The sequence below is a fragment of the Bacteroides sp. AF34-31BH genome, from assembly GCF_003602795.1.
Classification (GTDB): Bacteria; Bacteroidota; Bacteroidia; order Bacteroidales; family Bacteroidaceae; genus Bacteroides; species Bacteroides uniformis.
Map to the genome: position 1 here is coordinate 118391 of NZ_QTLV01000003.1, position 11513 is coordinate 129903.

Genomic DNA, 11513 nt, shown 5'->3' on the forward strand with positions numbered 1-11513 from the left:
CCTGCATAGGTTGGATGATCCTTTCCTAGCGTTTTTTCGTAAATAATTGATGCGTTTTTCTCTAAATCTAAAGCTTCGGAGTATTCTCCAATAGCGCTTTTATAAGCGGCAAGATTGGAAAGGGCAATTGCATAGCTAGGATGCTCATTCCCAAAGATAATTTCATCTAAATTTAAAACTTCAGTTGCTAATCTTATTGCTTCCGCATAATTTCCTGAAAGAGAATAATATCCAGCTAAATTGTTCAGTGATGCAGTGTAATCAGGAGAGGTTTTAGCAACTGTTCTTTCTTGTATACTTATAGCTGCAATTGCTAATTCTATAGCTTTTTTATATTTTCCCAAGTCTGAATAGTAGGTCGATAAGTTGTTAAGTGAGATTGAACTTTCAAATGATTCATTGCCGCAAATGTTGTTTCTTATTGTTAAAGATTTTAATTCTAATTCTATAGCCTTATTGTAATTTGCTAAGCTTTTTTGTAATAAAGCTTCTGTTGTATATGAATTTGCTTTGTTTAAAGAAATGGTATGTCTCAATTTGTTTGAATAATTGTCATTCTGTGTGATTTTGCTTAAATTGCATAAAGCCAAATCATAATAGTCGCGTTCCATTTCTTTATTTTCTTCTTTTAAATAAAATCCTATATGATTATAACATATAGCTGCTTCGCGTAGACATCCATTGCTTTCATATTCCAATTTTAGTGAATCAGCTATTTGATAGGCTTCTAAAAAGAGAGATGCTGCTTTCTCCTTATTATTGTCAAACTTGAAATCTCTGTATATTGTGGCGACATTCCATGTCTCTGATAGGTTCTGATAAGAAAAATGTCCGTAAACATTCTCTTTGATATCTTTTGCTTCAATTGCAAATTGAAGAGCGCTGATAGAATCTTTCAGTAAAGTCTGCAGTTGGCTACAGTTGCTTAAACTGTTTGCATAATAAGGGTGCTGGTCCCCCAATACTTGTTTTTCGATTTCTGCACAGTTCTGTATATGCAACAAAGCTTTTCTGTATTCATTTTGTTTAAATAGAATCACTCCTATTGCCGCCAGCGAATCTGATTTAACAGTCAGTCTCCTATCGGTGGGTGGGTACATATATTCAAAAGTAGAAATTTCTTTTGCCTTCTCTTCATCCCCCAACTTATAATAGCAACTTCCCAGCCACATTGCCGAATACTCTCTACGGTTACTCGTCGAGTCAAGTTCTGCTTTGTCTATTTTATCGCTTTCGGTAAACAAAGGAATGGCAGCTTTATAATTCCCTTGATTATAAAGCTCCACCCCCTTGGCAAAGAGAGAATCTGATTTGCTTAACGCTTGCTTATTCTGTGAATGGGCACAGATGCCTATTGATAAACTTAAAATAAGGAAAAATAATCTCATATGCCTACCTGCTTATTTAGGGTTGTATGCTATATTGAGTGCACTTCTGCATGATAGGAAGAAAAAGTCTATGAACTTAATATTCCGTTTCCGCTTCAAACCCCAGCTTGTCTATCACATCTTTGGTAATGATGTCTGCCGGTGCTTTCAGTGTCGTAATAACCCATTGCTTGGTCAATTCATTCCATTGCTGGCTGGAAACAACTTGCCAACTGCGGGTTAATATGTCTTCCGATGGTTCCATTTCTTTTCTGCGCTTCCGGTCTTTCTTCCAATTCTTGCGATACTGTTCTGTTATATCGCAAGTTTCTTTTAATTCCATGGATAACTTGTATTCTCCGGTACCGAAGCTGATTCTGTATTCGTCATTCTCGTCACGGAAGCCCATATAGGAACGGGGAACAATGAAGCTTTCTCCTCTGATTTTATATTTGGGAGTCTCTTTCCCTTTCCGTACGTAACGAAAGAATCCATTTTTGTCGAGCTGGCTCGAATCTACAGGTATTTCCAATGAAAATTCTCCAAGTTCTTGGTCTTTTTGTAATTGTACTATTTCGTTCATCCAGGATGAAGTAAGCTTCATTGTTATGGAAAGGCAGAAGTTTTTTCGTTCTTCAAATGAAAATGGAATATCCAGAATAGAGTTGGGCAAATTGGAACGGGTGGGACAGATTATCAGTGTGTCGAGGGCCAACTCGAATTTGGAATGGTTTATGATACGGTTGATTTTATTCCGGTCTATGTGGCAGGAAATGTAGAAAACAGTATCATTTCCATCTTTTCGCAGGCAGCCTATACCGTCGAATCTCATGCCTTTGGGGTCTAATGCGCCATCGAACGAGGTTTCTTTATAAAAGTCGTTCATTTCTGAAACAGTGCTGATTTTTGTGGTGTAAATGTTTTCGCTCCTGACTGTCTCTTCCCACTCATCTTTTAGTCGCGAATTACGTGTCAACAGTGTGCCTATAGCATTCACTCCCAAATCGATAAAGGATGTTACGTAGCCGGATGCAATGCCTTTGACAGATTCTTTACTGGCATTGAATAAGTCTCCCATATAGCTGCGGGTGGAGTTCCTTTCTTCACAAAGATTCTGAATTTCATCAGCCAAATCATCGCTTGTGTAAATGAATGTCTGATATTCTACAGACTGTGCCAATATTACTATGGAACTTAATAAGAATACTAAAAGGGATAAAGTCTTTTTCATTTTTTTAATTGTATTATTGTATGTGTAGAAGTATAACGTTCTGTAAATATACAAAATATGTGTAGCTCTACAAAACGGTTTTAGATGGCAATGGGCTATTTGCTCTATTTAATGGTTATGTGGCTGCAAAATGGGATTAAGTGGGCAAATATTCTTTCTTTGTTTGGAACGGCAACTTTTTATTCTCAACTTTGCTCATTTAAGAGTCTGTTTAAAAACAAACTGAATAAAATCTTTTATTACGCCAATGAACCTATTATTAGAGCGATTTTCCCCCTTTTTTAATCCCTACTTCCCTTTTTATTAATACCTTTGGGCGTTGTTTTTAATTCGTTAGACAGATGTCTTCTTTCCGTTAGACAATTGTTGTTCTTTCGTAAGATGGACGTTTAACGAAACAGCAACAATTGTCTAACGAATTAAACTCGGTGCATCAGGACTTGTTCTTGCAGCATTGAATGAATAATATTGCCCAACTGATATTCTAAATTATATGAGTGCTTATTACGATTTATACCAGACCCCCAATCCTTCTCCGGAGGACGGTGAAGAAAAGCTGCTTCACGCCCGTATTCTTCCCAAAGGAACCATTCCTGCCGATAAATTCCGCGAACTGGTTCACAAGGCTACCGGTTTCAGCCCTGCCATTCTCGATGGCACGTTGCAGGCTATAACGGATGAGTTGCACAGCTGGCTGGCAGACGGATGGATAGTTGAAGTGGGCGAATTGGGATTCTTTTCGTTATCATTGAAGTGCGACAAGGCCGTGGCGAATAAAAAGGATATTCGCTCTCCGTCCGTGCATTTTCAGAATGTAAACTTGCGTATCGGCAGTAAATTCCGCAACCGCTTTCAGACGATGGAGCTGGAACGGAAAGCATCTCCCTATATCTCTCATTCCAAATTGACACTGGAGGAGCGGAGAAAAAAACTGTTGCAGCATTTGAATAAGTATGGCTGCATTACGCGTACTGATTATGAACAGCTGACCGGAAAGGCGAAACATCAGGCGGTGGCCGATTTGAACCTATTTCTGGAAGAAGGTATTATTCGCAAATATGGTAGTGGAAAAACAGTGGTATATCTCAAGCCATGACAAGCAAGAGAGTTAGAGGAGTTATCACTTTGCTCCGCTAGGGGTTACAGCCGATACTCTTGTGTATGTATTCACAGAACTATCGGCTTTAACTCCTAAGCCGACTTGCCGGCTGATGACTCCTTCTGACTCCCGATAACTCCTTTAAACGAAAGAGCCGTGCGTATAAAAAGGGAAGAAACTTTTAGTACTGCCGATTTGTTTTTAACTTTGTCAATTGAAAACTAATAAAAACAAGCGTATGAATATGAAGGTTGTATCTATGTGCCTGATATGTGCCGGAGCTTTGTTGACCGGTTGTGGAAACGGCGGTAAAAAGGAAGCGGAAACTTCGGAGAGAAAGGAAAAAGAGGCCGTGGTTGGTAGTGATAAAGACGAACATGGTTGTATTGCTTCTGCCGGATATACGTGGAGCGAGGTGCAGAAAGATTGCATCCGTTTGTGGGAGAAAGGTGTCCGCATGAATGCAGTGGATGATGCCGGGAAGACTTTGTTCTTGGTGTTCAGTCCGGACTCTACGCAAGTGGAGTTGTTTTTCTCGGAGGAAGGTGTTTCGAATGAAATTCTGGACCGTCGAGGTCTGCCTGCCGGTGGATATGCCTGGAATGTGGAAGATGATGATACGAAAAACGTACGTCTGGAAGACGGTGAGTGGACGGTCAGCCAACGGGGGAGGCTCATTTATCAGGAAGATGCGAATGGTAAATAATATAAGAATATGGAAAATTTGAAGGCGTTGACAGAGGCTGTCTGCTGTGTAGCCCGTGAAGCCGGGCATTTTTTGAAGGAAGAGCGGAAAAGTTTCCGTCGGGAGGTGGTGCAGGAAAAACATGCGCACGATTATGTATCTTATGTGGACAAGGCTTCCGAGAAAAAGGTTGTATCTGCCCTTAGGAAATTGCTTCCCGAAGCCGGATTCATTGCCGAAGAAGGGTCTGCTGCCTATAGTGACGAAACGTATTGCTGGGTAGTGGATCCTTTGGATGGGACAACGAACTATATTCACGACAATGCTCCCTATTGTGTAAGTATTGCCTTGCGTGACAAGCAGTCGCTTTTGCTGGGTGTGGTTTATGAACCCTGCCGAGACGAGTGTTTTTATGCTTGGAAAGGAGGAGGAGCCTATGTGAACGGAGAACGGTTGCGTGTTTCGCTTGTCAGTGAACCGAAAGACGCTTTTGTGGTGACAGAGTTACCCTACAATTTCGAGCAGTATGCCCGTACGGGCGAACATTTGATACACGAACTTTACGGTAAGGTTGCAGGCATTCGCATGAATGGTTCGGCGGCGCTTGCCCTCTGCTATGTGGCTGCCGGACGTTTTGACGCTTGGCTGGAAGCTTTTATCGGTAAGTGGGATTTCTCTGCGGCTGCACTCATGGTGTTGGAAGCCGGCGGTAAGGTAACAGACTTTTTGGGAAACGAGAACTTTATAGAAGGGCATCATATCATAGCCACCAACGGGCCGCTGCATCCGTTGTTTTTGCGGTTGGTACGGGAGGCGCTGCCATTCTGATACGGTTCTTATTGCCTTATTACACTTTTTTATGGAAAACACATTTAAAGCCTGGTTCTTGTCCTTTGTCCATCTCTTCTTCCCGCGTCAGTGTGCTGTATGCGGGAGCTCTTTGCAAGAGGGAGAAGAGGGCATTTGCATCAGGTGTAATATGAATATGCCACGGACAAACTATCATCTTCGCGAAGACAACTCCGTGGAGCGTATGTTTTGGGGGAAGATACCTCTGGAACGCGGCACTTCCTTCTTTTATTATCACAAAGGAAGTGATTTCCGCCACATCCTGCATCAACTGAAGTATGGAGGCCGGAAAGATTTGGGAGAAATAATGGGGCGTTTTATGGCAGCGGAGCTGGCGGCTACCGGTTTTTTCCGTGGTATAGACGTAATTATCCCCGTTCCTCTACATCCCCGCAAACAAAAGTTGCGCGGATACAATCAGAGTGAATGTATAGCGCGCGGCGTTTCTGCCGTAACGGGTATTCCTATTGATGTGTCCTCCGTGCTGCGCAGAAGACATACGGAAACGCAGACCCGAAAGTCTGCTTACGAGCGTTGGGAAAATGTAGACGGTATTTTCCTTCTCCGCTATCCGGAACGCTTTGTGGGGAAACATATCCTTATTGTGGATGATGTACTGACCACCGGAGCCACTACAACTGCATGTGCCGATGCGCTTAAAGATGTGGGAGGCGTACATGTTAGTATCCTGACGCTGGCAGTGGCGGGGTCGTGGATCAGAAGCGGAAACGTCCGCCTGCCACGATTGTTCCCGTATATCCTACGCCGAATTCGGTGAAGAAGGCAAACTGATTTCCATATTCGATACCCAGAAAACTGAACTGATAGGCAAATTCCTTTTTGTGATAAGTGTCTCCTCCAAAGCTGTTCCGGAGGAAATAGGCGCCGAGCCCTGCAGAGGAATATAGGGAGAATTGGGGGCGGGTGAACCAATGCCACCGGAAGGTGGGGAGGATATACAGATAGCGCCGGTCATCGTTCTTATTCTCATCCAAAACTTCATAAAGGCTACTGGCCGTCCCTCTATTACCGGTTATTCCTCCGGTTATGCCTAGGCTGATTTTACGGTTGATTCTATAAATATAACTGATATTCAGAGCGCCGTAATAGCTGGTCTTCTCGCGTGTATAGATTCCAAAACTTGCTGTCGGAGCAATAAACTCTTCGGCTATACTATTGGCGTCGGTAATGGGGAGGAAGCCGTAACTGACGGATATTTCATGGTGGCGGAATTTTTCTCGCGTAGAAACAAGAGAGGTTTGTGCTTTACCAGCGGTACATAGGCTGAATCCTATGACTAAAAAGAATAAAAGAGTTTTCATTGTAGTTTGGTGTTTGGATTAAAATATGTTTTTCTAATAAATAAAGACAGGTGCTTTTATGAAACTCCTTACTTTACATTTGGCAAATGTATGTTAAATCTTTGAATATGAAATAGAAATGTTTGTCTTTTGTGTGGGATAATGTGGGAAAACAAAAAAGGTTCGCCTAATTGACGAACCTTTTCGCTCTTCCTCTTGGACTTGAACCAAGGACCCTCTGATTAACAGTCAGATGCTCTAACCGACTGAGCTAAGGAAGAATATGCATTCAAGTTTTTTCGCTCTTCCTCTTGGACTTGAACCAAGGACCCTCTGATTAACAGTCAGATGCTCTAACCGACTGAGCTAAGGAAGAATGTTGTTTTTTCTCAAATGCGCTGCAAAAGTAATAGGATATTTTGAAATATGCAATATCTTTGCAAAAAAAATATCGAAGATGGATAAAATAATTGGGTTGGGCAATGCTTTGGTCGATGCGCTGGCAATCATTGAAGATGATAATATTTTGACGGAGATGCAGCTTCCGAAAGGAAGCATGACGCTGATTGATGAAGATAAGTTCTTGAAAATTAGTGAGTATTTCAGCCGGATGAAGACGCACCTGGCTAACGGAGGTTCTGCCGGAAACGCAATTCGGGCAATGGCATGCCTTGGTGCGGGTACGGGATTCATCGGAAAAGTAAGCAATGACTTTTACGGTAACTTTTTCCGGGATAGCCTGCTGGAACGTGGGACAGAGGCGAATTTATTGCTTTCCACTACCCTTCCGTCCGGTGTAGCCTCTACTTTCATTTCTCCTGATGGGGAGCGTACTTTCGGCACTTATTTGGGGGCGGCTTCTACATTGAAGGCGGAAGATCTTTCGCTGGATATGTTCAAAGGATATGCTTACCTATTTATAGAGGGGTATCTGGTGCAAGACCATGATATGATTCTCCGTGCCATTGAGCTGGCTAAAGAGGCCGGCTTACAAGTATGTTTGGACATGGCGAGCTACAATATAGTAGAAGGAGACCTTGAATTTTTCTCTCTGTTGGTCAACAAATATGTGGATATTGTTTTTGCCAATGAGGAAGAGGCAAAGGCCTTTACGGGTAAGGAACCGGAGGAAGCATTGGACATCATTGCCAAAATGTGTAGCATAGCCATTGTAAAGGTGGGTGCCCGTGGTTCTCTGATTCGCAAAGGTACAGAGATGGTGCAGGTACAAGCGGCTCCGGTAGAGAAAGTGGTGGACACTACAGGAGCTGGCGACTATTTTGCGGCAGGTTTCTTGTATGGACTGACGTGTGGCTACTCGCTGGAGAAATGTGGCAAGATAGGCTCCCTTCTCTCCAAAGATGTGATACAAGTGGTGGGTACAGAGCTTCAGGCTGCACAATGGGAAAAAATCAAGGAAGAAATTTTATTAATTAATTAATGTGCTGATGTGCCAATGTGCTAATTGGCTGCGCAATATTTGTTTCGCTATTACGCTGCAGGTTATTAGCACATTGGCACATTGGCATATTAGCACATTATCATAATTATGAGAAGAATTTTAAAGATACGCTGGATGGTTACCTTGCTGATTGTAGCGGGAGCCGTTTGTTTTTGGGGGTTTAAGAGTGGTGATAGCCGCAGTTTCCAAATAGCAAAGAATCTGGATATATTCAATTCCATTGTGAAAGAGTTGGATATGTTCTACGTGGATACGATTGATCCGAACAAGACTATCCGTGAAGGCATTGATGCCATGCTCTACTCGCTGGATCCCTACACGGAGTATTATCCGGAAGATGACCAAAGCGAATTGGAGCAGATGCTGAAGAATTCCTATGGTGGTATAGGTTCTGTGATTACTTGGAATCCGAAACTAAAACGTTCCATGATATCTGAGCCATATGAGAATATGCCTGCTGCCGATGTAGGCCTGAAAGCCGGAGATATTTTGATGGAAATTGACGGAAAAGACCTTGCCGGAAAGAACAACCAGGAAGTCAGCGAGATGCTTCGCGGACAAGTGGGTACCAGCTTCAAGCTGAAAGTGCAACGTCCCGGTACAGAGAAACCGTTGGATTTCTACATTGTGCGCCGTTCCATCCAATTGCCGTTCATACCTTATTATACGGTGCTGGATAATAATATAGGTTATATCAATCTCAGCACCTTCTCGGGGAATCCTTCCAAGGAGTTCAAGCAGGCTTTTCTGGACTTGAAGAAGCGGGGGATGACTTCGTTGGTGATTGACTTGCGGAACAATGGGGGTGGCTTGCTGGATGAGTCTATAGAGATAGCCAACTTCTTTCTGCCTCGCGGAAAAACACTTGTGACGACAAAGGGTAAGATTAAGCAAGCCAGCAATACCTACAAGACATTGCGTGAACCGTTGGATCTGGAAATTCCTTTGGCTGTTCTGGTCAATGGCGGAACGGCTTCTTCGTCAGAAATCCTTGCGGGCTCTTTGCAGGACCTTGACCGTGCGGTCATTATCGGTAACCGTACTTTCGGTAAGGGATTGGTGCAGACCACCCGTCCGTTGCCGTACGGTGGTACCATGAAGCTGACGACTTCCAAATATTATATTCCCAGCGGCCGTTGTGTGCAGGCTATCGACTACAAGCACCGGAATGAGGACGGCAGTGTGGGACGTATTCCGGACAGCCTTACTACCGTGTTCCATACGGCTGCCGGACGTGAAGTGCGGGATGGTGGAGGCGTGACTCCGGACATTGCGGTGAAGCAGGAGAAGCTGCCCAACATTCTGTTCTATCTTGTCAATGACAATCTTATTTTCAATTATGCTACGGACTATTGCTTGAAACATCCTACCATTCCTTCAGCAGAGAAGTTTGAAATTACAGATGCCGATTATGCGGACTTCAAGGCGATGGTGAAAAAGGCGGACTTCAAATACGACCAGCAGACAGAGAAGATGCTGAAGAACCTGAAGGAGATGGCCGAATTTGAGGGCTATCTGACTGATGCTTCGAAAGAGTTTGAAGCGCTGGAGAAAAAATTGTCGCATAATCTGGACCGTGACCTTGACCATTTCTCCAAGGACATCAAGAGCATGATTGCGGTAGAAATCATCAAACGTTATTATTTCCAGCGTGGAAGCATTATCCAGCAGTTGAAAGATGATGATGATTTGAAAGAGGCTGTAAAGATACTGACTGCTCCGGAAAAATATAAGGAAATGTTGAGTGCTCCGGCAGTGACGTCAATGTCTCTGCAACAAAGAAAGGAGACAGCCCCGGTTTTTCTGAGTACCGCTACGAGAGCAAATGAACATGTTTATGATGAAATAGTATAAGGACACTCTTAAGAGGATTCTTTTATTTGCTCCTTAATTTATACCGGATAGTCTCTGTATAAGCCTTTTATACACGACTATCCGGTTAAGTTGTTTGTAGGGTATTAACTTGTTTTATATTTTTGCAGGTGATAATGAAAATATTGACAAGGTTATGAAACAATTGAATTCTCTGAGAGTATGGCTGTCTGTGGTATTGTTGCTTTGCTTCTCTCTTTCCGGACAAGCCCAGTTCCTGCGCACTTCCTACTTTATGGAAGGAAGTAACCAGCGTATGCAGCTCAATCCGGCCTTGATGCCGGGACGCGGTTATCTGAATATTCCCGTGATAGGTTCGTTGAATGCTACCGTCAACTCCAGTTCCCTGGGGTATAGGGATATTATGGACATTATTGAGAACAGTGATGATAGCGACTATTTCATGAGCAATGACTTTATGAACCGACTGGATGCTACCAATAACTTGAATGTGAATTTGAGTACCGACATTCTGTCTGCCGGGTGGTATAAAGGAAAGAACTTCTGGTCAGTCAATGTGGGGTTGCGTAATGATATCGGTGCCGCCATACCGAAAACCATGTTCCAGTTTATGAATAACATGAGCAGCCGGGAGTTCGGCGACAATATTTCTGACTATTGGGGTATTAACGAAACCATTAATGGACAGAAGCTTGAGATAAATTCCTATGCGGAAGTCGGCCTTGGCTTTGCAAGGAATATCACAGACCGACTGGCTGTAGGTGGTAAGGTGAAGATGCTGCTGGGTATCGGTAACTTAAAGCTGAACATCAACCAGATTCATGTGGAAACTCCTTCTGTCGGCTCTTCAGGAGTGACGAGTAAAGCTTCCATTCAAGTGGATGCAACTTTGGAGAACTCGTCAAAGCTGTTAGAACTTCCCGAGAATGAGAATGGTGATTATATCGATGAAATTGATTTTGGCAGTTTTGGTTTTGCCGGATATGGTGGGGCTATTGATTTGGGAGTATCTTACAAGTTACTGGATAAATTGACACTTTCTGCTTCAGTTCTTGATTTGGGCTTTATCAAATGGTCTAAATCGAATACCAGTATAGCGCGAGCCAATGCAGAGCAGACTTATGATCTTCTTGACCCGGCCTCGCAACAGGAGTTCATGGATATTGTGAACAGCGGCGAGATTCTTAACTATGACATGTTGCAGCTCAAGACGGAGGAGGCTTCTGAGAAGAGCCGTACCTGTGGATTGACTTCTACAATGGTTCTTGGCGCTGAATATGCCTTACTGAATGATTGGCTGGTAGTGGGTGCCTTGTATACCGGTCGTTTTGCCAAGCCGAAAACTTTGAATGAGCTGACTTTCTCTGCCTGCATCCGTCCGACGAATGCTTTCAATGTAGCTGCCAGCTATTCCGTACTTCAAGGAGCCGGTAAAACCTTCGGTCTGGCACTGAAACTGGGTCCTTTCTTTGCGGGAACAGACTATATGTTCTTTGGCAAGAATACGAAGAATGTCAATGCTTACTTGGGGGTTTCTATTCCTTTGGGAAAACAGAAAACGGCTGAAAATTAATAAAGTGAGTTATCAGTTGTCGCGGGTTATCTTTCTATAAAAGAGGATAATCTGCGATTTTGTTTTTACGAAAACGCAAAAAGCTTTATCTTTGCTGGTAAATACCTATAAAC

10 protein-coding genes and 2 tRNA genes are annotated in these 11513 nt (G+C 43.1%); 7 read left to right on the plus strand and 5 right to left on the minus strand.

Features of this window, described 5'->3' with window-relative positions:
• Both DWZ67_RS20250 and DWZ67_RS06670 read right to left on the minus strand, forming a co-directional pair.
• A partial coding sequence (locus DWZ67_RS20250) for a tetratricopeptide repeat protein (protein WP_207888804.1) occupies positions 1-1388 on the minus strand: 1388 nt, incomplete at its 3' end.
• A 76-nt stretch (positions 1389-1464) separates the two neighbouring features.
• On the minus strand, positions 1465-2598 hold the full coding sequence (locus tag DWZ67_RS06670; RefSeq protein ID WP_016272406.1) for a hypothetical protein: 1134 nt from the start codon (positions 2596-2598) through the stop codon (positions 1465-1467).
• A 493-nt stretch (positions 2599-3091) separates the two neighbouring features.
• On the opposite strand from DWZ67_RS06670, the gene DWZ67_RS06680 reads away from it, so the two are divergent.
• The 4 genes from DWZ67_RS06680 (at position 3092) to DWZ67_RS06695 (ending at position 6009) form a co-directional block, all read left to right on the plus strand.
• Entirely contained in the window at positions 3092-3694 is a 603-nt protein-coding gene (locus DWZ67_RS06680; RefSeq protein WP_016272408.1) for a DsbA family protein, read from the plus strand.
• Between the two features lie 241 nt (positions 3695-3935).
• Positions 3936-4403, plus strand: a complete 468-nt coding sequence (locus tag DWZ67_RS06685; RefSeq protein WP_016272409.1) for a hypothetical protein — start codon at positions 3936-3938, stop codon at positions 4401-4403.
• A gap of 9 nt (positions 4404-4412) precedes the next feature.
• Positions 4413-5210 carry an inositol monophosphatase family protein gene (locus tag DWZ67_RS06690; RefSeq protein WP_016272410.1) on the plus strand — a complete coding sequence of 266 codons (798 nt, stop codon included), beginning with the start codon at positions 4413-4415 and terminating at the stop codon, positions 5208-5210.
• Positions 5211-5241: 31 nt separating this feature from the next.
• Positions 5242-6009 carry a ComF family protein gene (locus DWZ67_RS06695; protein WP_243635139.1) on the plus strand — a complete coding sequence of 256 codons (768 nt, stop codon included), beginning with the start codon at positions 5242-5244 and terminating at the stop codon, positions 6007-6009.
• Here DWZ67_RS06695 and DWZ67_RS06700 read toward each other — a convergent pair.
• From DWZ67_RS06700 to DWZ67_RS06710, 3 genes are all read right to left on the minus strand, one after another.
• On the minus strand, positions 5948-6553 hold the full coding sequence (locus DWZ67_RS06700; protein WP_016272411.1) for an outer membrane beta-barrel protein: 606 nt from the start codon (positions 6551-6553) through the stop codon (positions 5948-5950). The two genes, DWZ67_RS06695 and DWZ67_RS06700, sit on opposite strands and share 62 nt — an antisense overlap.
• A gap of 186 nt (positions 6554-6739) precedes the next feature.
• A tRNA-Asn gene (locus DWZ67_RS06705) sits at positions 6740-6813 on the minus strand.
• A 21-nt stretch (positions 6814-6834) separates the two neighbouring features.
• Positions 6835-6908 (minus strand) — tRNA-Asn (locus DWZ67_RS06710).
• 81 nt (positions 6909-6989) lie between these two features.
• On the opposite strand from DWZ67_RS06710, the gene DWZ67_RS06715 reads away from it, so the two are divergent.
• From DWZ67_RS06715 to DWZ67_RS06725, 3 genes are all read left to right on the plus strand, one after another.
• Complete coding sequence (locus DWZ67_RS06715) at positions 6990-7973, plus strand: adenosine kinase (protein ID WP_022402172.1); 984 nt, start codon at positions 6990-6992, stop codon at positions 7971-7973.
• Between the two features lie 108 nt (positions 7974-8081).
• Positions 8082-9848, plus strand: coding sequence for a S41 family peptidase (locus DWZ67_RS06720; protein ID WP_120138427.1), 1767 nt, complete (start codon positions 8082-8084; stop codon positions 9846-9848).
• A gap of 154 nt (positions 9849-10002) precedes the next feature.
• Complete coding sequence (locus DWZ67_RS06725) at positions 10003-11400, plus strand: DUF5723 family protein (protein WP_207888805.1); 1398 nt, start codon at positions 10003-10005, stop codon at positions 11398-11400.
• Positions 11401-11513 lie beyond the last annotated feature (113 nt).

Excerpts from the sequence above, each read along its gene's own strand:
- DWZ67_RS06690 (WP_016272410.1), top strand. The coding sequence starts at position 4,413 with ATGGAAAATTTGAAGGCGTTGACAGAGGCTGTCTGCTGTGTAGCCCGT.
- DWZ67_RS06725 (WP_207888805.1), top strand. The coding sequence starts at position 10,003 with ATGAAACAATTGAATTCTCTGAGAGTATGGCTGTCTGTGGTATTGTTG.
- DWZ67_RS06680 (WP_016272408.1), top strand. The coding sequence starts at position 3,092 with ATGAGTGCTTATTACGATTTATACCAGACCCCCAATCCTTCTCCGGAG.
- DWZ67_RS06685 (WP_016272409.1), top strand. The coding sequence starts at position 3,936 with ATGAATATGAAGGTTGTATCTATGTGCCTGATATGTGCCGGAGCTTTG.
- DWZ67_RS06695 (WP_243635139.1), top strand. The coding sequence starts at position 5,242 with ATGGAAAACACATTTAAAGCCTGGTTCTTGTCCTTTGTCCATCTCTTC.
- DWZ67_RS06720 (WP_120138427.1), top strand. The coding sequence starts at position 8,082 with ATGAGAAGAATTTTAAAGATACGCTGGATGGTTACCTTGCTGATTGTA.
- DWZ67_RS06670 (WP_016272406.1), bottom strand. The coding sequence starts at position 2,598 with ATGAAAAAGACTTTATCCCTTTTAGTATTCTTATTAAGTTCCATAGTA.
- DWZ67_RS06715 (WP_022402172.1), top strand. The coding sequence starts at position 6,990 with ATGGATAAAATAATTGGGTTGGGCAATGCTTTGGTCGATGCGCTGGCA.
- DWZ67_RS06700 (WP_016272411.1), bottom strand. The coding sequence starts at position 6,553 with ATGAAAACTCTTTTATTCTTTTTAGTCATAGGATTCAGCCTATGTACC.